This window comes from Thermanaerovibrio velox DSM 12556 (genome assembly GCF_000237825.1).
Lineage (GTDB): Bacteria > Synergistota > Synergistia > Synergistales > Synergistaceae > Thermanaerovibrio > Thermanaerovibrio velox.
Window position 1 is genome coordinate 1 of sequence record NZ_CM001377.1, and the last position, 26,678, is coordinate 26,678.

At 60.5% G+C, this 26,678-nt stretch carries 24 protein-coding genes, 2 pseudogenes and 1 riboswitch; of the genes and pseudogenes, 22 read left to right on the forward strand and 4 right to left on the reverse strand.

What is annotated here, in order from left to right; translation table 11 throughout:
- Nucleotides 1-661: 661 nt before the first annotated feature.
- The 22 genes and pseudogenes from dnaA (at nucleotide 662) to citF (ending at nucleotide 24,113) form a co-directional block, all read left to right on the forward strand.
- The gene (dnaA, locus tag THEVEDRAFT_RS00005) at nucleotides 662-1,981 is read left to right on the forward strand and encodes a chromosomal replication initiator protein DnaA (RefSeq protein ID WP_006582681.1); all 1,320 of its coding nucleotides are present in this window, start codon (nucleotides 662-664) and stop codon (nucleotides 1,979-1,981) included.
- 248 nt (nucleotides 1,982-2,229) lie between these two features.
- Nucleotides 2,230-3,369: a DNA polymerase III subunit beta gene (dnaN, locus tag THEVEDRAFT_RS00015; protein ID WP_006582682.1), complete on the forward strand. Its 1,140-nt coding sequence runs from the start codon at nucleotides 2,230-2,232 to the stop codon at nucleotides 3,367-3,369.
- On the forward strand, nucleotides 3,359-4,489 hold the full coding sequence (gene recF / locus THEVEDRAFT_RS00020) for a DNA replication/repair protein RecF (RefSeq protein ID WP_006582683.1): 1,131 nt from the start codon (nucleotides 3,359-3,361) through the stop codon (nucleotides 4,487-4,489). The genes dnaN and recF overlap by 11 nt, the downstream gene beginning before the upstream one ends.
- 4 nt (nucleotides 4,490-4,493) lie before the next feature.
- Complete coding sequence (gene mnmG, locus THEVEDRAFT_RS00025; protein ID WP_006582684.1) at nucleotides 4,494-6,380, forward strand: tRNA uridine-5-carboxymethylaminomethyl(34) synthesis enzyme MnmG; 1,887 nt, start codon at nucleotides 4,494-4,496, stop codon at nucleotides 6,378-6,380.
- Nucleotides 6,377-6,844 (forward strand): DciA family protein, encoded by a 468-nt coding sequence (locus THEVEDRAFT_RS00030; RefSeq protein ID WP_006582685.1) that lies wholly within the window; start codon nucleotides 6,377-6,379, stop codon nucleotides 6,842-6,844. Before mnmG ends, THEVEDRAFT_RS00030 begins: the two co-directional genes overlap by 4 nt.
- Before the next feature lie 177 nt (nucleotides 6,845-7,021).
- Nucleotides 7,022-8,015, forward strand: a pseudogene (locus THEVEDRAFT_RS00035) (NAD(P)H-dependent flavin oxidoreductase).
- 135 nt (nucleotides 8,016-8,150) lie between these two features.
- Nucleotides 8,151-8,543 carry a class II SORL domain-containing protein gene (locus THEVEDRAFT_RS00040; RefSeq protein ID WP_006582687.1) on the forward strand — a complete coding sequence of 131 codons (393 nt, stop codon included), beginning with the start codon at nucleotides 8,151-8,153 and terminating at the stop codon, nucleotides 8,541-8,543.
- A gap of 104 nt (nucleotides 8,544-8,647) precedes the next feature.
- The gene (locus THEVEDRAFT_RS09405) at nucleotides 8,648-8,794 is read left to right on the forward strand and encodes a hypothetical protein (RefSeq protein WP_156787066.1); all 147 of its coding nucleotides are present in this window, start codon (nucleotides 8,648-8,650) and stop codon (nucleotides 8,792-8,794) included.
- Nucleotides 8,795-9,113: 319 nt separating this feature from the next.
- Nucleotides 9,114-10,719 (forward strand): annotated as a pseudogene (locus tag THEVEDRAFT_RS00045) (ABC transporter substrate-binding protein).
- A gap of 246 nt (nucleotides 10,720-10,965) precedes the next feature.
- The gene (locus THEVEDRAFT_RS00050) at nucleotides 10,966-12,597 is read left to right on the forward strand and encodes an ABC transporter substrate-binding protein (protein WP_006582689.1); all 1,632 of its coding nucleotides are present in this window, start codon (nucleotides 10,966-10,968) and stop codon (nucleotides 12,595-12,597) included.
- A gap of 87 nt (nucleotides 12,598-12,684) precedes the next feature.
- Nucleotides 12,685-13,611 (forward strand): ABC transporter permease, encoded by a 927-nt coding sequence (locus THEVEDRAFT_RS00055; RefSeq protein WP_006582690.1) that lies wholly within the window; start codon nucleotides 12,685-12,687, stop codon nucleotides 13,609-13,611.
- Nucleotides 13,612-13,623: 12 nt separating this feature from the next.
- Complete coding sequence (locus THEVEDRAFT_RS09625; protein ID WP_245522668.1) at nucleotides 13,624-14,025, forward strand: ABC transporter permease; 402 nt, start codon at nucleotides 13,624-13,626, stop codon at nucleotides 14,023-14,025.
- 25 nt (nucleotides 14,026-14,050) lie between these two features.
- Nucleotides 14,051-14,548, forward strand: a complete 498-nt coding sequence (locus THEVEDRAFT_RS09630) for an ABC transporter permease (RefSeq protein WP_245522669.1) — start codon at nucleotides 14,051-14,053, stop codon at nucleotides 14,546-14,548.
- A gap of 12 nt (nucleotides 14,549-14,560) precedes the next feature.
- Complete coding sequence (locus THEVEDRAFT_RS00065) at nucleotides 14,561-15,556, forward strand: ABC transporter ATP-binding protein (RefSeq protein WP_006582692.1); 996 nt, start codon at nucleotides 14,561-14,563, stop codon at nucleotides 15,554-15,556.
- Nucleotides 15,549-16,517: an ABC transporter ATP-binding protein gene (locus THEVEDRAFT_RS00070; protein WP_006582693.1), complete on the forward strand. Its 969-nt coding sequence runs from the start codon at nucleotides 15,549-15,551 to the stop codon at nucleotides 16,515-16,517. Before THEVEDRAFT_RS00065 ends, THEVEDRAFT_RS00070 begins: the two co-directional genes overlap by 8 nt.
- A gap of 171 nt (nucleotides 16,518-16,688) precedes the next feature.
- Complete coding sequence (locus THEVEDRAFT_RS00075) at nucleotides 16,689-17,402, forward strand: hypothetical protein (protein ID WP_006582694.1); 714 nt, start codon at nucleotides 16,689-16,691, stop codon at nucleotides 17,400-17,402.
- A 168-nt stretch (nucleotides 17,403-17,570) separates the two neighbouring features.
- Nucleotides 17,571-17,739, forward strand: a riboswitch (cobalamin riboswitch).
- Nucleotides 17,740-17,909: 170 nt separating this feature from the next.
- Nucleotides 17,910-19,844 carry an aconitate hydratase gene (locus THEVEDRAFT_RS00080; RefSeq protein ID WP_006582695.1) on the forward strand — a complete coding sequence of 645 codons (1,935 nt, stop codon included), beginning with the start codon at nucleotides 17,910-17,912 and terminating at the stop codon, nucleotides 19,842-19,844.
- Nucleotides 19,845-20,079: 235 nt separating this feature from the next.
- The gene (locus THEVEDRAFT_RS09635; protein ID WP_245522670.1) at nucleotides 20,080-20,262 is read left to right on the forward strand and encodes a hypothetical protein; all 183 of its coding nucleotides are present in this window, start codon (nucleotides 20,080-20,082) and stop codon (nucleotides 20,260-20,262) included.
- Nucleotides 20,189-21,334 carry an isocitrate dehydrogenase (NADP(+)) gene (icd, locus tag THEVEDRAFT_RS00085; protein WP_245522671.1) on the forward strand — a complete coding sequence of 382 codons (1,146 nt, stop codon included), beginning with the start codon at nucleotides 20,189-20,191 and terminating at the stop codon, nucleotides 21,332-21,334. Before THEVEDRAFT_RS09635 ends, icd begins: the two co-directional genes overlap by 74 nt.
- A 73-nt stretch (nucleotides 21,335-21,407) precedes the next feature.
- Nucleotides 21,408-21,695, forward strand: coding sequence for a citrate lyase acyl carrier protein (locus tag THEVEDRAFT_RS00090; protein ID WP_245522741.1), 288 nt, complete (start codon nucleotides 21,408-21,410; stop codon nucleotides 21,693-21,695).
- Entirely contained in the window at nucleotides 21,682-22,551 is an 870-nt protein-coding gene (locus tag THEVEDRAFT_RS00095; RefSeq protein WP_040825051.1) for an HpcH/HpaI aldolase/citrate lyase family protein, read from the forward strand. The genes THEVEDRAFT_RS00090 and THEVEDRAFT_RS00095 overlap by 14 nt, the downstream gene beginning before the upstream one ends.
- A gap of 5 nt (nucleotides 22,552-22,556) precedes the next feature.
- Complete coding sequence (gene citF, locus THEVEDRAFT_RS00100) at nucleotides 22,557-24,113, forward strand: citrate lyase subunit alpha (RefSeq protein WP_006582699.1); 1,557 nt, start codon at nucleotides 22,557-22,559, stop codon at nucleotides 24,111-24,113.
- A gap of 111 nt (nucleotides 24,114-24,224) precedes the next feature.
- Here the strand turns inward: citF and THEVEDRAFT_RS00105 are convergent, their stop codons facing one another.
- From THEVEDRAFT_RS00105 to THEVEDRAFT_RS00120, 4 genes are read right to left on the reverse strand one after another with little or no spacing between them, the layout of a single operon-like run.
- Entirely contained in the window at nucleotides 24,225-25,097 is an 873-nt protein-coding gene (locus THEVEDRAFT_RS00105; RefSeq protein ID WP_006582700.1) for an ATP-binding protein, read from the reverse strand.
- Nucleotides 25,094-25,993 (reverse strand): 4Fe-4S binding protein, encoded by a 900-nt coding sequence (locus tag THEVEDRAFT_RS00110; RefSeq protein WP_006582701.1) that lies wholly within the window; start codon nucleotides 25,991-25,993, stop codon nucleotides 25,094-25,096. The genes THEVEDRAFT_RS00105 and THEVEDRAFT_RS00110 overlap by 4 nt, the downstream gene beginning before the upstream one ends.
- Nucleotides 25,981-26,367: a NifB/NifX family molybdenum-iron cluster-binding protein gene (locus THEVEDRAFT_RS00115; RefSeq protein WP_006582702.1), complete on the reverse strand. Its 387-nt coding sequence runs from the start codon at nucleotides 26,365-26,367 to the stop codon at nucleotides 25,981-25,983. The genes THEVEDRAFT_RS00110 and THEVEDRAFT_RS00115 overlap by 13 nt, the downstream gene beginning before the upstream one ends.
- Entirely contained in the window at nucleotides 26,368-26,601 is a 234-nt protein-coding gene (locus THEVEDRAFT_RS00120; RefSeq protein WP_006582703.1) for a DUF5320 family protein, read from the reverse strand.
- Nucleotides 26,602-26,678 lie beyond the last annotated feature (77 nt).

Sequence of the window (26,678 nt, forward strand, 5' to 3'; positions counted from 1 at the left end):
CTTAGAAAGATATGTAAAAGGGGAAGCTGAAATCCAGGGACGTGGTCTATGGGGCTGCAGCAGAAGGAGCTCCAGGGACCAAGGCGAGGGACCTCGGCGCCCTCTATGGATCTACCGTCCCCCGCCCTGGGCTTTTTGTCCACAAAAGTTATCCACCGCGGTGGATAACTTTCCACATCTCAACGCCTCCAAATACCTTGAGCTTGGTTCGTCATCGTCAAATTGTCTAAATCCACATGATCCACATGAATCCACTGGTTGCAAGGGCTCAAGAAATCCACAAATCCAACGGCATACTGTGGAAATGTGGAAAACCACTGTGGATAATTTCGTGGTAAAATGATACGCCTTGATTCCACGTGGGTGGAAAGCGAACTTTTAGGGTAAACTTATCCACATGGGGCGGCGGTTCAATGGGCCGAAAAGCGGTGCCACATCCCCAGGATAAACCACGGCGAAAGGGCTTTGTGGATCTTGAAAGGCCGCGAACTGGGCGTTTCGATGTTATCCACAGATGGCAACATAACAACGCGGCAGCGCTTCAATCCGGCAATCAGGTCGGTCCCTTGGGGTCTTGGCCTGTGTTTTGTTTTTCGTATTTTCGTCTCATGAGATTCGTTGAAAGCAGAAGGGGCCCCAAGGCCCGGTGAGGTGAGGAGAATTGGAAGACCTTAAGGTCCTGTGGAACGAGATACTGGAGAAGGGTAAGGACGTGCTGCCCCCTGGGGCCGCGAGCACGTGGCTCAAGACGTGTCTGCCCTTGGAGATATCCGCGGGGGTGCTGGTGCTGGACGTTCCAAACGTCTTCATAAAGGAACAGATCCAGAGCCGGTTTCTCACGCCCCTAAAGGATCTCATAAGGGCGTTGGGCGTGGCGGAGGACGTGGAGCTCCGGGTGGGTTCCGAGATAAGGCCCAACGAGCAGAAGAGGGCGGAGGCGGCGGCGATGCCCCAGTCCCCCAACAGGAGCGGTTTAAACCCCAACTACGTGTTCGACACCTTCGTGGTGGGCAAGTCCAACCGGCTGGCCCATGCGGCGTCGCTGGCCGCCGCGGAGTCCCCGGGCGTTGCCTACAACCCGCTCTTCATATGGGGAGGGGTGGGGCTTGGGAAGACCCACCTGATGCACGCCATAGGGCACTACGTGTGCGACAACCAGCCGGGGGCCAAGGTGGTGTACGTGAGCTCCGAGAAGTTCACCAACGAGCTCATATCCGCCATACAGAACAACAGGACCCAGGACTTCAAGGCCAAGTACAGGAGCATCGACGTGCTCTTGATAGACGACATCCAGTTCTTGGCGGACAAGGAGAGCACCCAGGAGGAGTTCTTCCACACCTTCAACAGCCTGCACGACGCCAAGAAACAGGTGGTCATAAGCTCCGACCGACCGCCTAAGGACATACAGCGGGTGGAGGAGAGGCTGGTATCCCGGTTCGAGTGGGGGCTTGTCACGGACATACAGCCCCCGGACCTTGAAACAAGGGTGGCGATACTGCAGAAGAAGGCGGAGCTCCGGGGATATCACGTGCCCGAGGACGTCATCTTCTTCCTCGCCCAGAACATACCAAGCAACATAAGGGAGCTGGAGGGGGCGCTTAACCGAGTGGTGGCCTGTTCGGAGCTGAACGACGAGCCCATATCGGTGGAGAACGCGGCGGAGTGGCTGAAGGACATCATCCGGAACGTGATGAAAGGCCCGGTGAGCATCGACCTGATACAGCACCTGGTGGCGGAGAGCTTCGGGATCTCCGTGGATGAGCTCCTGTCAAGCAAGAGGACCTCGGACCTGGCCCTGGCAAGACAGGTGGCCATGTACCTCTGCAGGGAGCACACGGAGGCGAGCCTTCAGCAGATAGGCTACGGCTTCAACAAGAAGGACCACACCACGGTCCTCCACGCCTGCAGGAAGATAGACGAGCTGCTCAAGACGGATCTTAAGGTCAAGAGCGTTGTGGATAACGTACGGAAAAAGCTGTGATGACGCGGGGTATCCACAGTGTACAACCCTGTGGATGAAATGACATCGAAAGTGTTCCACATAGGGATTGTGGAAAAAGTGGATAACTTAGGCGATCCTTCTCTACAGGCGATCCACAGGATGAATGTGGAAAAAACTCGCTTAAATACGGGGTTTTTCAGGGTTATCCACAGTCTCCACACCCCCTACTGCTACGGCTTCTAGGTTCTTAAGAAAAAGAAAAAGCAACAGAGGAAGGGGAGGATAACTTGAAACTGGAGATAGAGAAGAGCAGCTTCATAAAGTCCTGGGGTATGGCGGAGCGATGTGCCGGAACCTCTTCAGCCAGCGCGTCCTCCAGCGTGCTCATAAGGTGCTCAAGCGGATCCGTGGAGCTCCTGGCCACGGACATGAAGACCAGCATAAAGTGTCCGGTGGAAGGGGTCCGGTCCAACGGGGACGGGGAGGCCCTGCTCCCGGTCAAGGTGCTAGGGGACCTCTTTAAGAAGTCCCCGGAGGGGACCTTCACCATAAGCCTGGAGGACGGGAAGGGGATCATGACCTCCGGAAGGAGCAGGTACCGTTTCATGACGTACCCACCGGAGGAGTTCCCGAAGATACCCTCATCCTCCGCAGCCCAGGAGATGGGTGTCATCTCCGCCCAGGACCTCAGGACCGCCATAGCTGAGGGCGCCATAGCGGCCTCCACCTCCGAGGAGTACCCACCCTACCTCTCTTGCGCCTACTTCCAGGGGGACAACGGGGCGATCCGGGTTGTTTCCACCGATTCGAGGCGTCTTGCCTACTCCAAGGTGCCCATGATGGGGGAGTCCTCGGAGGCGATGCTGCTGCCCATGAAGGCGGTGAGGGAGCTGGACCGCATGCTGGCCTCCCTGGAGGGTGAGGCGGAGGTTAGGATACTGTCCGACGGCGTCCAGGGGTACTTCGTCTGCCGGGAGTTCGAGTTCTCCATAAGGCGGGTGGAAAGCAAGTTCCCCCAGTACGAGCGGATCCTTCCGAAGTCCTGCACCACCTTCATGGAGACCTCTAGGTCCCAGCTGCTTGGGGCGCTGGAGAGGCTGGACCTGGTGGTGAGGGACTTCAACAGGATGGTGGCGGTGACCCTTTCGCCCGGCGGAGGCTGCACCCTAAGGAGCCGTTCGCCCGAGTTCGGAGAGGCGGTGGAAGAGGTGGAGGCCCTCATAGAGGGAGAACCCTTGAGGATAGCCTTCAACGTCCGGTTCCTGATCGAAGGGGTCAAGGGACTTCAGGACTCCCTGGTGCGGCTTGAGTTCAACGGTCCTGGGGGACACGTGTGCATAAAGCGCACAGGTTCCGACGGCTACCTCTACCTCCTGGCTCCGCTCGCCATAGACGAGGCGGAACTGCCGGGGGAAGATGCGATTTAAGTCGATAAAGCTGTACAACTACAGGAACCTCAAGGACCAAGCCCTGGGGCTGTCCGGGGGGCTCAATATATTCTCGGGCCCCAACGGGGCGGGCAAGACCAACCTCCTGGAGGCCTTCTGCGTTTGTTCCGGCTGGGGGGCCTTCGACAGGACCTCCCGGGTGGTGAGGATAGGAAGTCCCATGGGGGCGGTCCGATGCGAGGCGGAAGGGGAGGAGGACCTCGCCTGTGCCGTGAGGCTTTCCGGCCGGGCCTCGTTGAGGCTGAACGGTGAAAGGGCCAGCGGGTGGGACGTGAGGAGCAGGATGCCGGTGCTGGCGTTCCTGCCGGAGAACCTGACCATGGTGGAGGGGCCCCCGTCCTGCAGACGGCGCCTTATGGACCTGGTGTGCGCCATATGCTATCCCGATTACGCCAAGGCGCTCCATCGGTACGGCAGAGCTCTAAGGCAGCGGACCGCGTCCTTGAGGTCCATGAAGCGGGAGGTTTACACGCTCAGGCTCATGGCGGCGGAAGCGGCGGTCATATGGGCCTCAAGGATCTCCGTGGGTGGGCTATTGACCGAGTCGTCGGTCCGCTGGGCGGGGAAGCTGGGAATACCGGTGGAGGCGGACCTGTCCTGCCAGATGGCCGTGAGGTCCCGATGGGATGTGGGGCGTCGGCCCTTTCTGTCCCAGGAGGAGGTGTTCAACCTCATGATGGGCGGCTTGGAGGTGGAGAGGCGCCTTATGAGGCCCCCGGTGGGGCCCCACAGGGACGACCTGCGCCTTACCTCCCGTGGAAGGGAGGCCTCATGGGCCTTGAGCCGGGGACAGCGCCGAAGGCTTTCTTACGCCCTGGTCATGGGGGCCGCGGAGACGGTCCTCAGGGTGACCGGCAGGTCCCCGGTGGTGGTCCTGGACGAGGTCTTCTCGGAGCTGGACGGGGAGGGCAGGAGGTCTTTGTTCCTTGGGCTCCGGGAGCTCTCCTGTCAGGTGCTGGCCTCCACCGCGGAGGATCTGTCATCCCTGGGATTGCGGGAGTTTCTAGGCCCCGGATCCGCCGATGGATGGGCCCTTTACCGGGTGGAGGACGGTTCAGTGGCCCCTTTGCAGGAGCTAGAGCAGGAGGACTTAGGGTGATCATATGAACGCTGGGTTTGAGGATTGGTATCCCGTTGTGGTCCTGGGGGGCGGACATGGGGGCTGTGAGGCCGCCCTGGCGTCCGCCAGGATGGGGGTTCCCACGCTGCTTTTGAACATGAACCTGGAGAACACCGCCCTCATGGCGTGCAACCCCTCCATAGGGGGCCCCGCCAAGGGGCACCTCACCAGGGAGGTGGACGCCATGGGGGGCTTTCAGGCCCTGGCGGCGGACATGTCGGCCCTGCAGGTACGGTGGCTCAACACCTCCAAGGGGCCCGCGGTCAGGACCTTAAGGGTTCAGTGCGACATGTGGGACTTTCACCGGGCCTACAGGACCAAGGTGGAGTCCCAGGAGAACCTCCAGGTCCTTCAGGCGGAGGGGGTGGACATATGGGTAGAGGACGGGGCCGTGAGGGGGGTAAGGACCTCCCTTGGCAACGTCATAGGCTGCAGATCCCTGGTGCTGGCCCTTGGGACCTATACCGGCGCTGCGGTGTACGTGGGGCTCAACAGGTTTGAGGCGGGGCCCATGGGTAACCTGGGGTCCTACCGGATAGCGGAGTCCCTCAAGGGGCTTGGTCTGAGGATGGGAAGGCTCAAGACCGGTACCCCCCCTAGGATTCACAAGGACACGGTGGACTGGGGCTCCATCCCCCTGCAGGAGGGGGAAGCGGAACCCTGTGCCATGAGCATCTTCTCCGCCCCCCGGGTGGTGGAGGGGTTCAAGTGCGGCTGCACCAGGACAAGCCTCGAGACCCACAGGATAATAGAGACCTCGTTGGACAGGAGCCCCCTTTACACCGGGATGATACAGGGGAAGGGACCCAGGTACTGTCCGTCCATAGAGGACAAGGTGGTTCGTTTTCCCCATAGGGAGTCCCACCCGGTTTTCCTGGAGCCGGTGAGCCGGTGTTCCAACGAGGTGTACGTTCAGAACATGTCCACCTCCCTGCCCTACGACGTGCAGGTGAGGATGATACGGACCCTTCCGGGCTGCGAGAGGGCCCGGATACTTAAGCCCGGTTACGCCATAGAGTATTTCTTCGTGGACCCCACCCAGCTTGAGCCGTGGCTTGAGGTGAGGTCCGTGAGGGGGCTTTTCCTGGCGGGCCAGATAAACGGCACCTCCGGCTACGAGGAGGCGGCGGCACAGGGGCTCTTGGCGGGGGCGAACGGGGCGCTGTACGCCATGGATTCCGAGGACAGGTTGGTGCTGGGCCGTCACGAGGCTTACGCCGGGGTCCTGGTGGACGATCTTGTGACCAAGGGTACGTGGGAGCCCTATCGGATGCTCACCAGCCGCTGCGAGCACCGGCTGAGGTTGAGGCATGACAACCCGGACCTGAGGCTGTCCGAAAGGGCCAGGTCTTTGGGGCTTCTCGGGGACCAGGAGTGGCGGGTGGTGCTCTCCCGGAAGGCAGAGAGGGACAGGATAAGGGAGGCCTTGAGGGGGACCACGGTACATCCCACCGACCGGGTGAGGGAGCTGCTGATGTCCATAGGGTCATCGCCAATAGAGGAGCCCGTGAAGGCCATAGAGCTGGCCAGGAGGCCGGAGGTGCTGTGGGAGCACCTGTCGGAGATCACCGGCATCCCCGGGGACCTAGAGGCGGGGTACCACGTGGTGGTGGAGGAGAAGTACCGGGGTTACGTGGAACGGGAGGAGCGTCACGTGGAGAGGCTTAAAGGGCTGGAGGGGCTGCCCATACCGGATGACTTGGATTACGACCGGGTGGAGGGGTTGCTGTCCGAGAGCCGGGAGAAGCTCAAGGCGGTTCGTCCCAGGACCTTGGGGCAGGCGGGACGGATATCCGGCGTCACCCCTGCGGACCTGCAGGTGCTTTGGATGAACCTCCTTCAGCGCCGAGGGGGGGGCAAATCCAGGTGAGGTCCTTCAAGGAGGTCTTGAGTTCCTGCGGCGGGGCGGTGAGGCTTGGGCTCATGCTGGAATCCCTGAGGACCGAGTGGGCCTTCTTGGTGAGTCCCGCACTGGCCCGTCGCACCAGGCCCGTGGCCTATGAGGAGGGGGTTCTGATCGTTTCCTGCTCCAGCCCATCCGCCGAGACCGCCCTTAGGATGGAGAGGCGGGGCATACTCACCGCCCTTGGAAGGCTTGGGTACCCCATAAAGGACATAAAGGCCGTGAGGGGCGGCGGTTATCAGGAGCGTCCCATAGAGGTTAAGGTCTTCTCGGGTTCAAGGGCTAAGAGGACTGTGAGGACCGAGCCGGACCCTTTGGCGATGGAGAGGGCGGAGGAACGGCTCAAGCAGTACGTGCCGGACCCGGAGATACTGAGGGCCATGGCCCGGGCCATGGCCCTTTGGTCCAAGTCTAAGGGGCGGGGTGTTTAAGGTTTTCGGAATATTATATAATGGTCCGGTATCCCTTGGGACCGGTTTCCCCCCGGGGGTTGAGAGGGTTAGAAAAATAAACAGCGAAGGGGTTATGAGGATTTGAGTTCTTTTCCAGAACTTAGGATAGGAAAGCACAGTCCCAGGTATCCGCTGATCCAGGGTGGCATGGGGGTTATGATATCGGGGCCCAAGCTGGCTGGGGCGGTGGCGGCGTGCGGAGGGGTTGGCACCATAGCCAGCGTTGGGATTGCCTGTGAGTCCCCCTATTTTGACGGCAGGAACTACTTTGAGGCCAACCAGGAGGCGCTTAAGGACGCCCTGAGGGAGGCCAGGGCCAAGGCCCCGGATGGGGTGTTGGCGGTCAACTGCATGTGTGCCCTCACGGACTACGATACCCAGGTGAGGTCTGCGTGCGAGGGGGGGGCGGACGTGATAATATCCGGAGCGGGACTTCCCCTTAAGCTTCCGGAGCTCACGGTGGACTTCCCCGACGTGGCGTTGGTGCCCATAGTGAGCTCCCTGAAGGCGGCGGACCTCATAGTGCGTCGTTGGGAGAAGCAGTACAAGCGTCTTCCCGACGCGGTGGTTGTGGAGACCCCGCTTCACGCGGGGGGTCACCTTGGGGCCACCAGGATGGAGCACGTGACGGACCCGGTGTTCTCCCTTGAGACCGTGGTTCCTCAGATAGTTAAGTACTTCGAGGAGGAGGTTAAAGCCCCCGTGCCGGTGATAGCCGCTGGGGGGAGTCTTCGACAGGGCCGACGTGGAGAGGGCCTTCTCCCTTGGGGCCAAGGGGGTTCAGATGGGGACCAGGTTCGTGTGCAGCGAGGAGTGTGATGCGTCGGACCGGTTCAAACAGGCCTACTTGGAGGCCCGGGAGGAGGACGTGGTGGTGATCATGAGCCCCGTCGGCATACCCGGCAGGGCCTTGAGGAATCCGTTCGTGGAGCGTTACCTGGCCGGTTCCGTGGAGAGCAAGCCCTGCATAGCCCGGTGCCTCTCCCACTGCACCTACATAAAGACCCGGGAGACCTTCTGCATAGCCCAGGCCTTGGTGGATGCATACCGGGGCAACTGGGAGACCGGGCTCTTCTTCTGCGGCGATAACGTGGTGAGATGCTCGAAGATCGAGCGGGTGGAGGACATATTCCGGGAGATATTCGGTTGAGCTTCGAGGCGTTTTGAGCGGTTCCCCCTGTGGATGGTTAATCTAGGTTTACGGTTGACAGGTCCACCTCTTTCGGTTTCAATTAAAGTGCTTGGTTTAAACTAAACTGGTTTTAGTGAGGAGGGGGAACACATCATGAAGGTGTCCGATCTGGTGCAGAGCGGCGATTGGAAGGGTGAGAAGCACGTTCCGGTCATAGAGGCCCCTGAGACTGTCAAGGCGGGGGATGCGTTTGAGGTCAAGGTCTCGGTGGGCAAGGAGATACCTCATCCGAACACCACGGAGCACCACATCCGTTGGATCCAGCTGTTCTTCAAGCCCGAGGGCGCTAAGTTCCCCTACGAGGTGGGCAAGGTTAGCTTTGAGGTCCACGGTGAGTCCGTGGAGGGGGCCAACCAGGGGCCTGTTCATACCGAGCCGTTCGGGGTGTTCAAGGTCAAGGCCGGCAAGGGTGGGACCTTGGTGGCGCTGTCCTACTGCAACATCCACGGCCTTTGGGAGAGCAGCTTGGAGCTCAAGGTGGAGTAGCCCTTTTGCGGGCCTTCCTGGGCTAGGTGTCCGGTCACGGGTATGAGGGTATCCGACGGGGCCTGGAAGGCCTTGAAACCTTAAAATCAATGGGCTGAAGCGGTTTGACGGGCGGGTCTTTAAGGACCCGTCCTTTTTTTATCGTTCCGTGGGGTGTGTTCGCGTCCCCCATGGGCACCGGTGAGGCGGTGAAGGCCCGCCGGGGGCTTAGGCATCACGAGCCTGCGGGCAAAGGGGCCTTGTTCTTTTGAGGGCTTGGGGTTTTACATGGACCTCGCCTTACCGGCTGGGTCCGTTGGCGCAGCGGTCAGCTCCGTGGACCCATGGGGGTGGTTCTGTGGATGGGATGCTTTAATGTATATGATTTTAAGACTTTTCCATCTTGGATATATTGAATGTAGTACTTTTAATTTTTCTTGTCTTATAGTTGGCCGTGGTGATAGACCACGAGGGGAGGAGGCGGTGGTTTTTTAGGTATTTATGAGTTTGAATCGATGTTTTGGTGTAGTTGTGGGTTGGTTTGCCTTTAGAGAGGAGGAAGTTTTCGTGCGGAAGGTTTCTTTTCTTGTTATGTTGGCGGCTTTCTGTCTTTTCTCCCTACCGGCTTTGGCGGCGGAGAAGCCGGTTTACGGGGGAACTTTGGTTTATCGGGAGTCCGCTGACCCGCCCAAGATAGACCCTGCTTTTGCAACTGACACCACCTCGGACAGGGCTCTCAACCTGATCTTTGAGACCTTGGTTATAAACGACCCGAACGGCAAGAAGATACTTCCCGGCCTTGCGGAGTCCTGGAGCATAAACAAGGACGCCACGGTGTTCACCTTCAAGCTCCGCAAGGGTGTTAAGTTCCACAGCGTGAGCGAGGGTAAGCCCACCCTGAACAAGGGGCGTGAGATGAGGGCGGAGGACGTCAAGTACTCCTTCGAGCGTTTGGTCCGCCTTAAGACGCCCCCGGGCCTACTTCGCGGAGCAGATAAAGGGTTACAAGGCCTTCAGCGATGGCAAGGCCAAGGAATGGGCGGGCATAAAGGTGATAGACCCCTACACGGTGCAGTTCACCCTGGACTATCCGTTCGCCCCGTTCCTGTCGGTGCTGGCGTACTCGGCGTTCAGCATAGTGCCCAAGGAGGACGCGGAGAAGTGGGGCAAGGACTTCAACTTCCACCCGGTGGGGACCGGTCCTTTCGTGTTCAAGGAGTGGAAGCACGACCAGAAGTTCGTGGTGGAGCGGAACAAGGACTACTGGGGGAAGGACGCCCAGGGCAACAAGCTGCCGTACCTGGACCGGGTGGAGCTAAGGATAGTGCCGGATAACTCGGTGGCCTGGATGGAGTTCAAGAAGGGGAACATAGACATATTCCCGGCGGTTCCCAATGAGTTCTACAAGGATTGTGTGGCCCAGTACGGTCCTAAGGGGCTTCTGATGGAGAAGCCCGGGTTGGGAACTTTTTACATAGGCATGAACATGTCTAAGTCCCCCTTCAAGGACAACCAGAAGCTCCGTCAGGCCCTCAACTGGGCTATCGACAGGAAGGCCATATCTGACATGATCCTGAATGGCCGTAACAAGCCGGTTAAGGGGGTCCTTCCTCCCGGCATGCCGGGCTACAACCCGAACCTCAGGGGTTACGGTTACGATCCTGCGAAGGCCAAGAAGCTCCTGGCGGAGGCGGGTTACCCCAAGGGGCTTGAGGTGGAGTTCCAGTTCAATGCTGGCGCTGGTCACAAGTCCATATGCGAAGCGGTGCAGGCCCAGCTGTCCCAGATAGGGGTGAACGTGAAGCTGAAGGAGCTGGACTGGGGTGCCCACCTTGACACCTGCGACCGGGGGGAGACCCAGATGTTCCGGATGACCTGGGTGGTGGACTACATGGACCCGGACAACTTCCTCTTCGTGAACCTCCACTCCTCCAACGCGGGTTCCAAGGGCAACTACTCCTTCTACAAGAACCCCAAGGTGGACAAGCTGCTGGAGGCGGCCCGCAGCAACCCCAGCTGGGATCAGCGGATGAAGCTCTACCGGGAGGCGGAGCAGCTCATTGTGGACGATGCCCCCTGGATCTTCATGCTGGCCACCACTATAAGCACGGTGAGACAGGATGGCGTGAAGGGTTACGTGTTGTCCGCCATGGGGGATTACAAGACTGACTTGAAGACGGTATGGAAGTCCAAGTGATCTACTGGTTGTAGTGATTTGGGGTCGGGGTATCTCGGCCCCAAATTAATAATATTTAATCTCAGTCTCTTGTGGTACAGTTTTTTGTCCTCTGCGTTTTATCGGTATAGACATTTAATTATTATGGTTCTATAGTTTGAAAAGTGAAACACCACGTTGCGGGAGGTGGTTTATGGCTTTTGTTTCGAGGTAGGTGGGCGTCAAAAAAAATGAGTTTGAGTTGAGACTTGAGGGGAGGTTCCTTGGATGAAGCGAGGAGTATTTTTTGTAGGTTTATGTCTGATCCTTTGTCTTGCTATTCCCGCTTTTGGAGCTGAGAAGCCGGTGTATGGTGGTACCTTGGTTTACCGGGAGGCCAGTGATCCCCCTAAGGTAGATCCCGCCTTTGCGACTGACACCACGTCCGATAGGGCTCTCAACCTGATCTTTGAGACCTTGGTTGAAAACGACCCGGACGGCAAGAAGATACTCCCTGGCCTTGCGGAGTCCTGGAGCATAAACAAGGACGCCACGGTGTTCACCTTCAAGCTCCGCAAGGGTGTTAAGTTCCACAGCGTGAGCGAGGGTAAGCCCACCCTGAACAAGGGGCGCGAGGTTAGGGCGGAGGACGTCAAGTACTCCTTCGAGAGGCTTGTTAGGGTTAAGAGCCCCCGGGCCTACTTCGTGGAGCAGATAAAGGGTTACAAGGATTTCAGCGAGGGGAAGGCCAAGGAGTGGGCAGGCATAAAGGTGATAGACCCCTACACGGTGCAGTTCACCCTGGACTATCCGTTCGCCCCGTTCCTGTCGGTGCTGGCGTACTCGGCGTTCAGCATAGTGCCCAAGGAGGACGCGGAGAAGTGGGGCAAGGACTTCAGCTTCCACCCGGTGGGGACCGGTCCTTTCGTGTTCAAGGAGTGGAAGCACGACCAGAAGTTCGTGGTGGAGCGCAACAAGGATTACTGGAAGAAGGATTCTAAGGGTAACAAGCTTCCTTACCTGGACCGGGTGGAGCTGAGGATAATACCGGATCAGTCAGTGGCCTGGATGGAGTTCAAGAAGGGTAACATTGACATCTTCACCGCTGTGCCTGATGAGTTCTACAAGGATTGCGTTGCCCAGTACGGTCCCAAGGGGCTTTTCATAGAGAAGCCTTGGGTTGGTACCTACTACATAGGTATGAACATGTCTAAGCCCCCCTTCAAGGACAACCAGAAGCTCCGCCAGGCCCTCAACTGGGCTATCGACAGGGAAGCCATAAACCAGATGATTCTCAACGGCCGTCGGAAGGTCAACAAGGGAGTCCTTCCTCCCGGCATGCCGGGCTACAACCCGAACCTCAGGGGTTACGGTTACGATCCTGCGAAGGCCAAGAAGCTCCTGGCGGAGGCGGGTTACCCCAACGGGCTTGAGGTGGAGCTCCAGTTCAATGCTGGCGCTGGTCACAAGTCCATATGCGAAGCGGTGCAGGCCCAGCTGTCCCAGATAGGAGTGAACGTGAAGCTGAAGGAGCTGGACTGGGGGGCCCATCTTGACACCTGCGACCGGGGGGAGACCCAGATGTTCCGGATGGGGTGGGTGGTGGACTACATGGACCCGGACAACTTCCTCTTCGTGAACCTCCACTCCTCCAACTTCGGCTCCAAGGGTAACTACACGTTCTACAAGAACCCCAAGGTGGACAAGCTGCTGGAGGCGGCCCGCAGCAACCCCAGCTGGGATCAGCGGATGAAGCTCTACCGGGAGGCGGAGCAGCTCATCGTGGACGATGCCCCCTGGATCTTCCTCTTCGCTTACACCACCAGCCTGGTTCACCAGGATAACGTAAAGAACGTGAAGCTCCCCGCCATGGGGGACTACAAGACCGACCTTGCCACCGTATGGAAGGTGAAGAAGTAGCTTTGCTGGTACCGTAACCGGGGCCCCGGGGGCTCCTCTTGGCTCTCGGGGCCTAATCTCACTGGGCTATCCTTAGGAGGTGCGGCTTTGTTTCAGTATGTCCTAAGAAAGTTGTTGGTATCCATCCCGGTGGTATGGGGAGTGGTTACCGTGATATTCATACTTATGGCGGTGGTGCCTGGGGATCCGGCCAGGATAATGATGGGCCAGCGGGGGGATCCCGAGACGCTGGCCCGCATAAGGGCGGACCTGGGTTTGGACAAGCCCCTGACGGTTCAGTACATGGACTTCATGGGTAAGCTTGTGAGGGGGGACCTCGGCAAGTCCTACAGGACCAACGAGCCGGTTACGAAAGCCATAGGGGAGAGGTTCGGTTCCACCATGAGGCTGGCGCTGTGGGCCATGGTGGTGGCCACGATAGTTGGGGTGGCGGCGGGGATAATGTCCGCGGTCAAGCAGTATTCCCTCTTCGATTACTCCGCCATGTTCATTGCCATAGCGGGTGTTAGCGCCCCGGTGTTCTGGTTCAGTCTTCTTCTCCTTTTGGTGTTCGCTTACGGCCTTCACTGGGTTCCTGGGGTTGGTTATGGGGATGGTTCCTTCAAGTATCTGATACTTCCTGTGGTGGCATTGGGACTTAGGCCCGCGGCCATCATAGCCCGTCTTACTAGGTCCTGCATGCTGGAGGTCTTGAGCATGGACTACATAAGGACCGCCAGGGCGAAGGGGCTTTCGGAGTGGAAGGTCATAGCCAAGCACGCCCTCAAGAACGCCATGATCCCGGTGGTAACCATAGTGGGGGCGGAGATGTCGGGGCTCCTGTCCGGGGCGGTGCTCACCGAGACGGTTTTCGCCTGGCCTGGCATAGGGCGCCTTGCGGTGGAGGCCCTGGTGGCCAGGGACTTCCCCATGATAAGGGGGACCGTCATAGTTATAGCCCTCATCTTCCTGGTGGCCAACCTCATAGTGGACCTCTCCTACGGGCTTTTCGACCCGAGGATTCGCTACGACTAGGGGGTGCGGTTCGTGAGCGTGAGCGACAACGTTCAGGTTAACGTGTGCAATGCCGTGTCCGAGGAGCCGAAGCCGAGGAGTCTTTGGCACGATGCGTGGCTCAGGTTTAAGCGCAACAAGCTTGCCATGGCTGGGCTCTTCATGACCATAACGATAATCTTGGCGGCCCTCTTGGCTCCGGTCATAGCCCCCTACGATCCGGTGAAGCAGCTCATCTGGACCGAGGGGATGGACGTGCGGCTTGCGGCACCGTCCGCCAAACACATAATGGGCACGGACCTCTATGGCCGGGACATATTCAGCCGCATTCTCTACGGGGCGAGGATATCCCTTCAGATAGGCATATTCGCCACGATGGTATCCCTTTTAATAGGCATACCTATGGGTGCCATATCGGGATACGGTGGGGGGTAAGGTGGATGACGTGATCTCCTGGTTCATGAACGTCATCTACGCATTCCCGTTCCTGCTGTTCGTGATGGCGGTGGTGGCGGTCTTTAAGGACCCAGGGCTCACAACGGTTTACGTGGCCATAGGCCTTATAAGCTGGGTTACCATCGCTAGGGTGTTGAGGGCACAGTTCATGCAGCTCCGGGAGATGGAGTTCGTGGAGGCCGCCAAGGCCCTGGGGCTTCCCACCTGGAAGATCCTGTTTGGGCACATACTTCCCTCCGCCATGGCGCCGGTTATAGTCCAGGCCACCATGGGGATGGGGGGCATCATAATGATAGAGGCGGGGCTTGCGTTCCTCGGTTTCGGCGCCCAGCCCCCCACGCCGTCCTGGGGGCTCATGATATCCGAGGGACAGCAGTACCTTGCGTCGGGCAAGTGGTGGTGGTCCATATTCCCCGGCCTTGCAATCATGTACACCGTTCTGGCCTTCAACTTCCTTGGGGACGGCTTGAGGGACGCCCTGGACGTACGGATGAAGCGATAGGAGGTGCCTTAGATGCTGCTTTCGATAGAGTCCCTTAAGACCTCCTTCCATACGGATCACGGGGTGGTAAGGGCGGTAGACGGGGTCAGCTTCTCGATAAATCACGGGGAGACCCTTTGCGTGGTGGGTGAGTCCGGGTGCGGTAAGTCCGTCACCGCCCTGTCGGTTATGGGCCTTCTTCAGAAGCCCTCCGGCAGGGTGGACGGGGGCCGGATAGTTTTCGAGGGCACCAACCTTCTGGAGCTGCAGGAGCATGAGATGAGGAAGGTCCGGGGCAACTCCATATCCATGATATTCCAGGAGCCCATGACCAGCCTCAACCCGGTCTTCACCGTTGGTGACCAGATAAGGGAGCCCTTGATGCTTCACCAGGGGCTTAACAAGCAGCAGGCGGATGAGCGGGCCCTGGAGATGCTGGTGAAGGTTGGCATATCGGAGCCCAAGAAGCGGCTGGAGTCCTATCCGCATCAGATGTCCGGGGGCATGAGGCAGAGGGTGATGATAGCCATGGCCCTGGCGTGCAATCCCAAGCTGCTGATAGCCGACGAGCCCACCACCGCGCTGGACGTCACCGTTCAGGCCCAGATACTGGACCTTATGAGGAACCTGAAGAAGGACTTCGGGTCCGCCATAATGCTGATAACCCACGACCTTGGGGTGGTGGCGGAGATGGCGGACCGGGTTGTGGTCATGTACGGCGGCCAGGTGGTGGAGGAGGCCATGGTTCGGGAGGCCTTCAAGGACCCACTTCATCCCTATACCAGGGGGCTTCTGGAGTCCATCCCAAGGCTCGACGAGGACCGGGAGAAGCTGCCGGTGATACCCGGGGCCGTGCCTGACCCAAGGTACTTCCCCAAGGGATGCCGGTTCTCAAACCGTTGCTACCACTGCTCCAGCCGCTGCGTGAACGAGAACCCTCCCCTGTACCTTTTGGAGGACGGGCGCAAGACCAGGTGTTTCCTGTACGATGGGGACAAGAGGGTCAAGGGGGTAGAGAAGCATGAGTGAGCCGATACTGGAGGTGCAGGGTCTTTACAAGCACTTCCCCATCAAGAAGGGGCTTTTCCGATCCGTGGTGGGACACGTTAAGGCGGTGGACGGGGTATCCCTGAGGATACCCAAGGGCAAGACCTTGGGTTTGGTTGGTGAGTCCGGCTCCGGTAAGACCACCACCGGAAGGGCGCTGCTGCACCTCATAGAGCCCACCGGCGGCACCGTTAGGTTCCAGGGGGTTGACGTGTCCCAGAAGCTGAAAGAGGACCCCAGGTGGGTCAGGCGGTCCATGCAGATCATCTTCCAGGACCCCTACGGCAGCCTTAACCCCAGGCGGACCGTTATGGACATAGTGGGGGAGGCGCCCCTCTACCACGGGATCGTGGACAGGTCGAACCTCCAGGATTACGTGGGGCAGGTGCTGGAGATGAGCGGCCTTAAGAGGACCGACGCCATGAGGTATCCCCACGAGTTCTCCGGGGGCCAGCGGCAGCGCATAGGCATAGCCAGGGCCCTGGCGGTGAAGCCGAGCTTCATGGTTTGCGACGAGCCCGTGTCCGCCCTGGACGTGTCCATAAGAAGCCAGATATTAAACCTGCTCAAGGACCTCCGGGACCAGTTGGGGCTTACGTACCTCTTCATATCCCATGACATGTCGGTGGTCCGCCACATATCGGATCACGTGGCGGTCATGTACCTGGGCAAGCTGGTGGAGTCCGCCCCGAAGGGGGATTTCTTCAGGGAGCCCCTGCACCCGTACTCCAAGGCCCTTCTCTCCGCGATACCCCTTCCGGACCCGGAGGCCAAGAGGGACCGCATAATCCTGGAGGGGGACGTGCCGTCCCCGGTGAACCCCCCGTCGGGATGCCGGTTCCACCCCCGGTGCTCCTACGCCATGGAGAGGTGCCGTTCCGAGGAGCCCCCGTTGGCGGACGTGGGGGGGAGAGAGGTTGCCTGCTGGCTCCACTGCCGGTAGATCTGACCTTTCAGGTTGGGTTATTTCAGCTCTTTCAGCGCGGGGGACGGGGTGCCGTTCCCCGCTTTTTGCGTCCTTGCATGCGTTCCCGCCGTCCTGTGCCTTTCCTTTTACCCATTGGGGGGCTATATTAATGGCTGGACTAAAAATTATTCGAAAGGGGGCATGGGGATGAGGAGGTTTTTAGCCGTTCTGTCCGCCACCGTCTTCATAGTATTAGGTGCTTCGTCCTTTGCCTTTGGGGCCATGAGCAAGAGGGACCAGGGCGTAAGGCTTGGCATGGAGGTAAGGGCCAGGATAATGTCCGAGTCATATCACTCCAGGAGCGACCTTGCCCTTTGGAAGAGGCTGTTGAACGACCCGCCGTCGAAGTTGGAGGACCGCATAGGGGCCGGGCTCGCATTGGTGGACCGCATATTCCCCGGAGGGGACCCTTCCAGGTGGGAGGAGATAAGGGGGTTCATCGATGACTCGGGTGTTCCAAAGTCCCTTGCGGCGGCGGACGCGGTGCTCTTCACGTCTTACCTGGCGGTGAAGGCCCTGCCGGGCAACGAGGGCATGTGGCTCGCCTACGTGCTGATGGAGCCCTTCTTCCGGTCAGACCTTGCGAGGTTGGTCTACGGCAGGACCTGTCCTGTGCCGGTGGCGGAGATGATGAAGAAGATGGCCGAGGCAGGGGTTGAGCCCCCGGAGGGCTGGCCCGAGCCATTTGAGGTGGTGGGCTTCCTTCCCCTGGGGGCCCCGGTTTCTGGGTCCGTTTCCCAAGAGCAGGTGGCCCTCTACGGCATGTGGAGGATGGATCGGGAGGGAAGGATTAAGATGGACGCCAAGGACCTCGCCTGGGACCGGGAGGAAGGGGCGGTCTACAGGATATCCGGGGAATGAAAGAATATAGTTATTTGAAAAGTTAGAAATAGACAGGATAATATTGACAAAATATCTCGTATGGTGCTTGAATACCCCCAAGCCTCGCCGCTTGGGGGTTTTTAGGTTTCCGACGGCAGTTTTGTCGGGGGCCTGGGGCGGCGGGATGTTATAGGCTTTTAGATGTGTAAAACCTAAACTTCCTCGGGTGAACGGGAAGCCGGTGAAAGTCCGGCGCGGACCCGCCACTGTGAGCCTGACCTCGTGCACGTTATCCACTGGGGGCCTTTGGCCCCTGGGAAGGGGTGCTTGGGGGATGAGGGTTAGCCAGGAGACCGGCCCGGGGGAGCGGCGGGAGATGTCCGCGGAGATCGGACTTTCGCCCGGGCGCGTCCGTTGGGGCGTGGGGCCTTTTGGGGGTCCTTCGGTCCGTCCCATGCGGCATTGCACGGTTGAAAGGGGTCTTCGCTATCGAGCGAAGACCCCTTTAATTTAGGGCCTCATGGCCTTGGAAGGAGCTGGTGCACCGTGGGACTTACGTTAACCGAGAAGCTGCTTAACGGTCACTTGGTGGAGGGAGAGCCCAAGAGGGGCTCCAGGGTGGGGATAAGGATAGACCAGACCCTGACCCAGGACGCCACCGGAACCATGGCCTACCTGGAGTTTGAGGCCCTGGGGGTCCCAAGGGTTAAAACCGAGCTTTCCGTGAGCTACGTGGATCACAACATGATCCAGGAGGACTTCAAGAACCCCGATGACCATCGGTACCTGATGGACGTGGCTCGGAGGTGCGGGATCATCTTCTCCCCTCCGGGGAACGGCATATGCCACCAGCTGCACGTGGAGCGCTTTGCGGCCCCCGGTAAGACCTTGCTTGGCAGCGACTCCCACACCCCCACCTCCGGCGGGGTGGGCATGCTTGCTATAGGGGCGGGGGGCATGGACGTGGCCCTCGCCATGGCGGGGGAGCCCTTCTACCTTACCTATCCGGCGGTGGTCAAGGTCCATCTTACAGGGCAGCTCTCCCCCTTCGTGTCCGCCAAGGACGTGATACTTGAGGTCCTCCGCCGCATAGGGGTTAAGGGCGGCGTGGGGAAGGTTTTGGAGTACTGCGGCCCCGGTGTGGGGACCTTAGCGGTTCCAGACAGGGCCACCATCGCGAACATGGGGGCGGAGACCGGGGCCACCTCCTCGGTGTTCCCCAGCGACGAGGTGGCCAGGGAGTGGCTTAGGGCCCAGGGGAGGGAGCATCAGTTCGTACCCCTGGAGGCGGACCCGGACGGGGTTTACGACCAGGTGATAGAGATAGACCTTTCCAGGGTTGAGCCCTTGGTGGCCCTGCCTCATCAGCCGGACAACGTGATCCCCGTGCGCGAGGCGGCGGGGATGGAGATCCAGCAGGTGATGTTCGGTTCCTGCACCAACTCCTCACTCCGGGACCTGGAGGCGGTGGCCTACCTCCTCAGGGATATGTCGGTGCACCCGGAGGTGGACTGCGGGGTATCTCCTGGGAGCCGTCAGGTGCTTCATCACATGGCCAAGTCCGGTGCCCTTGAGTCCATCCTATCCGCGGGGGTGAGGATCCTGGAGGTGAGCTGTGGGGCCTGCATAGGCATGGGTTTCGCCCCTCCCACCGACGGGGTGTCCTTAAGGACCATAAACCGCAACTTCCTGGGCCGCTGCGGGCACAAGACCGGCAAGGTGTGTCTTGTGAGCCCCGAGACCGCCGCGGCCTCCGCGGTGGAAGGCCGTATCACGGACCCCAGGGATTTCGCGTCGAAACACTCAAAGGCCCCGTTCGTGTTCCTCCAGCCCGAGCGGTTCCACATAGAGGACCGCAGGTTCGTGATGCCCTCCGATGACCCTGAAAAGGTGGTGATCCGAAGGGGTCCCAATATAGCCCCCCTTCCTGAGATGGGGCCCATGGAGGAGGTCATATCGGGTACGGCGCTCCTCAAGGTGGGGGATGACATAACCACGGACCACATAATGCCCGCGGGGGCCAAGGTGCTCCCGTTGAGGAGCAACGTTCCCGCCATATCCAAGCACGTCTTCGAGGTTGTGGATCCCACCTTCCCGGAAAGGGCCCTTGCCGCCAAGGGGGGCTTCATAGTGGGAGGCGCCAACTACGGTCAGGGTTCCAGCCGGGAGCACGCCGCCCTTGCGCCCAGGTACCTGGGAGTAAAGGGGGTTTTGGCCAAGAGCTTCGCCAGGATCCACCTGGCTAACCTGGTCAACTTCGGGATACTGCCCCTGGTCTTCGAGGACCCGTCGGACTACCAGAGGGTAGACCAGGGGGACCAGTTGGAGATCCGGTCCCAGGACGTGGTCCCCGGCAGGGCGTTTCAGGTTTTGAACCTCACCAAGGGGTTGACCATCCGGTGTGTTACCCCGGTTGGGGAGGGGGACCTGGAGATCATAAGGGCGGGAGGCAAGCTGAACCACGTGAGGTCCAAGGGATAGGACGATAGCACCAAGGCTTCCCCGGGGGCGGCAACTTCCGGAAACGTGTAAACCCTGCCCAGATTTACCCCTTCCGGATATGGACAAGTGTTTTTAGCTGATGAACAACGCGCCTCCGCATCCGACCCCCGGGGTTTTCCCATACATGGAGTCGTCGATTTTAGTACCAATGGTTCCCGGTCGCTGGCCGCGGCACGGGTCTTAAGGTTGGCAAGGTGCAGAAGGAGGGTGAAGCATGAGGTTCGAGGGTTTGGAGCTTGAGAGGTACCGGGAGCCCCAGGAGGGAAGCAGGATCGTCTTTCGGGATGGGAAGATGGAGGTCCCGGACGATCCGGTGATACCCTATGTGGAGGGGGACGGCGATAGGGGTGGACATAACCCCGGTGATGAAGAGGGTTTTGGACCGGGCGGTTCATAAGGCCTATGGCGGGAAGAGGCGTCTTGTCTGGTGGGAGATATACGCGGGGCAGAAGGCCATGGACCTGTTCGGCACCGCAATACCCAAGGACTCCTTCACCGCCCTTAGGTACTTTCGGGTGGGCATAAAGGGGCCCCTCACCACCCCGGTGGGAGGGGGTTTCAGGAGCCTCAACGTGGCTTTTCGCCAGGAGCTGGATCTATTTGCCTGTGTGAGGCCCGTGCGCTGGTTCGACGGGGTACCCGCTCCCCTTAAGAGGCCCCAGGACGTGGATATGGTGGTTTTCCGGGAGAACACCGAGGACCTGTACGCCGGTATAGAGTGGGAGATGGGGACCGAAGAGGCCGGGAAGGTGATAAGGTTCCTCCGGGATATGGGGAAGGAGGTGCGGGAGGACTCCGGGATAGGTATAAAGCCCATATCCAAGACCGGCACGGAGAGGCTCGTCCGGATGGCCATAAGGTACGCCTTAGATAACAAGAGGAAGTCGGTCACCCTGGTTCACAAGGGGAACATAATGAAGTTCACCGAGGGGGCCTTCATGAAGTGGGGGTACGAGCTGGCCAAGAGGGAGTTTGGGGACCTCACGGTGACCGAGCAGGAGGTGATGGAGCTCCACCAGGGGGTGGTTCCGGAGGGCAAGGTGGTCATAAAGGACCGGATCGCGGACGCCATGTTCCAGCAGATACTGCTCCGGCCCTCGGAGTACCACGTGCTTGCCATGCCGAACCTTAACGGGGACTACATGTCCGACGCCCTGGCCGCATCGGTGGGTGGTCTTGGGCTGGCCCCTGGGGCCAACATGAACGACCAGGTGGCGTTCTTCGAGGCCACTCACGGCACCGCCCCCAAGTACGCCGGGCAGGACAAGGTTAACCCGGGTTCCCTGATCCTATCCGGGGTTCTCATGCTGGAGCACCTGGGGTGGCGTGAGGCGGCGGAGCTCGTGGTTAGGGGCATGGAAGGGGCCATAAGGGATGGCATCGTGACGTACGACCTGGCCCGTCAGCGTGAGGGGGCCAAGGAGGTCTCCTGCTCCGCCTTCGGGGAGGCGGTTTGCGAGAGGATGTAGGGCAGAGGCCCTAGTGGTCATATCGGGGCGTTATGGCGGGGGGGCGGGGCTTCCCCGCCGCGTTTCAATGGGGGTGTTGAGGTTGGAGGTAAGGGAGTCCAGGGCAGGGACGTTGGAGTCGTCGGACTGTCTTGTGAGCGTTTATCCGTCCGAGGGGTTGGAGGTGGTCCTCAAGGGTGTGTGCGCCCGGATGTACCCGGAGAGGACGAGGCGTATGGTGGAGGAGGCGCTGAGGGAGGCCGGCATAGTGGCTGCGGTGGAGGTTCAGGACCAGGGGGCGCTGATGGCCACCATGAGGGCCCGTCTTAGGACCGCCGTAAGGCGTGCTGTTTCGGGGGGTGGCTGCGGTGAGGCCCGTTAGGTCCATGCTTTACGTGCCGGGCAACAGCCCGGGGATGCTGCAGCACTGTCCTAGGTTTGGGGCGGACAGCGTGCTTTTGGACCTGGAGGATTCGGTGGCCCTGTCGGAGAAGGACGCAGCCCGGGACCTGGTGGTGGAGATGCTCAAGGGCTTGGACTTTGGGTCTTTGGTGGTGACCGTTAGGGTAAACGGTGCGGACAGCTGTTTTTTTGAGGAGGACCTGAGGGCAGTGGTGCCCCTCAAGCCCCATGCGGTGAGGGTTCCCAAGTGTTCGAGCCCCGAGGACGTGCTTTTGGCGGACCGGTTGATAGGCGCCATAGAGGAGGAGCACGGGATAGAGGTTGGTACGGTGAAGATCCACGCCATGCTGGAGACCGCGGAGGGTGTTGTGAGGGCCCGAGAGATAGGTGGCAGCTGCGGCAGGGTATCGGCGCTGACCCTTGGGGGTCAGGATTTGACGGCGGACATGGGGGTGAGCAAGACCCGGGAGGGTTGGGAGCTGTTCGTGGCCCGCTCCCAGGTGGCCCTTGCGGCCAGGAGCCTTGGGCTGGAGGCATTCGACACGGTGTACGCGGACGTGGAGGACCACCAGGGTCTTTACGAGGAGGCCCGTCGGGTGGTGGGTCTTGGTTTCACCGGTAAGGCGGCGATACACCCGTCCCAGATAGAGTGGATACACCGGGCCTTTGTGCCGGAGGAGGAAGAGGTTAGTCGGGCCCGTCGGATAGTGGAGGCGGCTCGTTTGGCGGAGGCGGAGGGAAGGGGAGTGGTATCGGTGGACGGCAGGATGGTGGATGCGCCGGTGGTGAGGCGGGCGCTTCACACCTTGAGCCTTTGGGAGATGCGGGAGGTATAGGGGTCATGAGGTTTGCGAGGAACTCCATAGGCCGTCTGGTGCCCGTTGAGCTGCCCGGCATGGGTGAGATTAGGCCCTACATGGGTCCCTGGAGCCGAGTGGGAGAGGAGGCGGAGCGCCGCTGTGCGCCGTTAAGGGGTACGCCCAGGGGCAAGGAGAAGGTGACCTACGACCTGAAGGAGGCCATAAGGAGGAGCGGTCTTGAGAGCGGCATGACCGTTTCGTTTCATCATCACTTGAGGAACGGTGACCGGGTTCTGTGTCCCGTGCTGGAGGCCTGCCGGGAGATGGGGATAAGGGACCTGGTGCTGGCGCCCAGTTCCCTGACGGACTCCCACGAGGAGGTGGCGGATTTCGTGAGGGATGGGGTGGTGAGGGGTATTCACACCTCTGGTGTTAGGGGAGAGGTTGGGAAGGCCATAAGCAGGGGGGAGCTGGAGGTGCCTGTGGTGATCCACAGCCACGGCGGCCGGGCCAGGGCGGTGGAGGAGGGGGGCATATCGATAGACGTGGCGTTTCTTGCAGCTCCCCTGTGCGACCGTTACGGGAACTTCACCGGAGTGATGGGTAAGTCCGCGTGCGGTTCGCTGGGTTACGCCCAGCTGGACGCCCGTTATGCCCGTCACGTGGTGGCGGTGACGGATAATCTTTCGGAGGAACCACTGGGTTACGTGTCGGTGCCCCAGTACCTGGTGGACCAGGTGTTGGTGGTGGACAGCATTGGGGATCCCCGGAAGATAGCGACTGGTGCGGCCCGGATAACCCGGAACCCCGTGGATTTAAAGATAGCGAAGGACGCGTTCAAGGTGATTTTGGCGTCGGGATTGATGGAGGATGGGATGTCCTTTCAGGTTGGGGCTGGGGGTGCGAGCCTTGCGGTGGCCCGTTACGTGAGGGATTACATGAAGGAGAAGGGGATAGTGGGCAGCTTTGGGTGCGGTGGAGTCACGGGCTACATGGCGTCGATGCTGGAGGAGGGTCTGTTCAAGGTTTTGTACGACGTGCAGAGCTTTGACGCCGCGGTGACCGGTTCTTTGGTGAGGAACCGTAACCACGTGGAGATAGACCAGTCGTGGTACGCGAACCCGTTGAACCGTGGCTGTGTGGTGCATGAGTTGGACGTGGTGGTGTTGGCGGCGCTGGACGTGGACGTGGATTTCAACGTGAACGTGCTGACCGGTCACGACGGGGTGCTGCGAGGGGCGTCTGGCGGTCATTGCGACACCGCGGCGGGTGCGAAGCTGTCGTTGGTGGTGCTGCCGTCGTTCCGGGGAGGGGTGCCCTCCATAAGGGATAGGGTTGGTGCGGTGGTGACCCCTGGGGAGACGGTGGACGCGGTTGTTACGGAGCGGGGGGTTTGCGTGAACCCCCGCAGGAAGGACCTTGAGGAGTCCTGTAGGGCCATGGGTCTTGAGGTGAAGGACATAAGGGAGCTCAAGGAAGAGGTGGAGGGTTTGACCGGTGTCCCCGAGGAGGTGGAGGTTGACAGGTCCCGGGTTGTGGCCCTGGTGGAGTACCGGGACGGTACGATCATAGACAGCGTGTTCCGGGTGGACTGTTAGGTCCTTCGGGGCAAGGTGAAAGGGTAACGGCGGGAGATAGATTGAAGCCCGGGGTGGGGAAGGGACGGGAGCTTATCCCCGGGCTTCGGCTTTTCTCGTTGGGTTTCGCGTTCACTCCCCTTGGGTGATCCTTTGTATGCCTTGCAGGATTTGGTCCACCAGTTCCTGGGGGATGGAGGACGGGATGTTTCCCATGGAGAGGTCCCTCACCACCTCTTCCTGGAAGGGAATCTCTGCCAGCACTGGTGTTCCCGTGTCTTCGCAGGCCTGCCGTATCCTATTTGAGCCCTCTTGGGAGAGGTCCCATCGGTTTATGACCACTCCGGAGGGTACCCGGAGCTGTCTTGTCACCTCCAGGAGGCGGAGCAGGTCGTGAAGGCCGCTTTTGGAGGGTTCGGTGATGATGAGCCCGAGGGATGCGCCGGTCAGGGCGGATATGGCGGGGCATGCGATGCCCGGCGGTCCGTCCAGGAGTATCCACTCCTTGCGGAGCTCGCCGGCGGACTTCCGGGCCCTCTCCCGCAGGATCTGAACCAGCCGGCCGGAGTTCTCCCCCCCGGGGTTCAGCTTTGCGTGGAACATGGGGCCGAAGGAGGTCTGGCTTTCGAAGACGTGTCCCTGCTTGGTCCGCAGGAGTTCCACCGCCCCTTTGGGGCAGAGGATGGAGCAGACGCCGCAGCCCTCGCAGGCGGTGGGGTCCACATGGGCCCCCGAGGGCGTCATCGTGATGGCCTTAAACCGGCAGTGGCGGGAGCATAGTCCGCAACCGTCGCATGGGGGGGTGTTAACCTGGGCTTTATGTCCCCCCACGAAGAGGTCCTCCCTTTGGACTACGGGCTTAAGCAGTATCCAGAGGTCCGGGGCGTCCACATCGGCGTCGCATATGACGCACCTTTCGGACAGGGCCCTTGCGAGCATGGCGGTGACGGTGGTCTTTCCGGTCCCCCCCTTTCCGCTCACCACCGCTATTTCCCGGGGTCTCATGACAAAACCCTCCTCGCCCATTCCCAGGCTGATACGGCGGCTTCCCGCCAGTGTTCGTCCAGTTCGGAGGGGGGTATGCCCTGGGCGGATCCCTCCGCCACCTTCCTAGAGAAGGGCAGCCTGGCTATGAGGGGGAGGCTTCCCAGGATGCCCTCCAGGGGAGGCTCTTCCTCCAGGATCCCGGACCGGTTGAGCACCAATCCGGTCGGTTTGCCCATGTCCTTGAGCAGCTGGGCCACCACCTCTCCGTCCGCCCTGCCGAAGGGGGTGTTCTCGGTTATGAGTATCGCCCCCTGGGCTTGGCGCAGGGCCGCCACGGTGGGACAGGCCGCCCCCGGGGGGGCGTCTATTACCACTGCCGAGCCCGTGCCCTCCGCAAGGCCAACCTCCACCGCCCGGTCTATCACCGGCACCGGATTGGGCATCCCCACCAGGAGCCGGCCTTCGAGGATCACGCCCCTGCGGTGCCTGATCACGCCCCGGTTGAGCACCCCTATGGGCCGCGGCGTCTCCGAAAGGGCCCCGTTGGGGCAGGCCATGACGCAGGCCCCGCAGCCGTGACAGAGCTCGTTGAAAGTGGGCAGGGACCTGCCGAAGCAGAGGACCCCGCCGAACCGGCAGGTCCTGGAGCATATCCCGCAGCGGGAACATCTCTCCGGGTCCACCATCGGGATCGGAAGGGTGACAGGGGTGCTGTCCATCCCGGGAGCGCCTTGGTGGTTATCCTCCTGGACCAGCAGCGCCAAGTTGGGTTCCTCGACGTCGCAGTCTATGGCGGTCACCGGGAGGTCCGGGGGGCTGCAGAGGGCCATGGAGGCGGCGAAGGAGGTCTTGCCCGCCCCTCCCTTGCCGCTCACCACCGCTATGACCATGGGGCTTGAACCTAGTGTCCGCACCCGCTGCCTCCGGGGCCGCACTCACCGGGATGTTCGTGGCCGCTGCCATGGGAACACAGGCTGGCTCCGCCGGCCAGCTTGCCCCTTAGGAGCGCCTCCACCGCGAGATCCGCGGGACCGGTCACCCCCATGTACACCTGGATCCCCTGGGCCCTGAACAGGTTGACCGCCCTTTCCCCCATGCCCCCGGTTATGATGGCTTCTATGCCCATGTCACCCAGCCACTTGGGCAGCCTGCCGGGCTCGTGCCCGGGGTTGTCAAGCATCTCCTTTTTGACCACGGTCCCCTGGTCCGCGGTTACCAACATGAACTGGGGGGCATGGCCGAAGTGGGCACACACGTTACCCCCTTCTAACGGTACGGCTATCTTCACCTAGATCTCCTCCTCCTGTTCGGTGTCTTGGGGGTTGGCTCTCACCTGCCCCTTGAGCTCCATTAGCTGGTCCTCCAGGGCCTTGAGCCTTCCCAGAATGCCCGACCCCCTGCCGTCGACCGCGCAGATACGGCGGCGCAACCTAAGCCCTCTTCCGCCTCCGCAGCACATGCCCCGTCCGCGTCCGGTCATGGGTCCGTTTCCCACGGGTCCCGTTCCGTCCATTCCTGGCATGAGAATCCCCCCGATCTATTAATGATATTGATTATCATTATATTCTTGCCCGACCGGAAATCAAGCCCCAAGGCCCA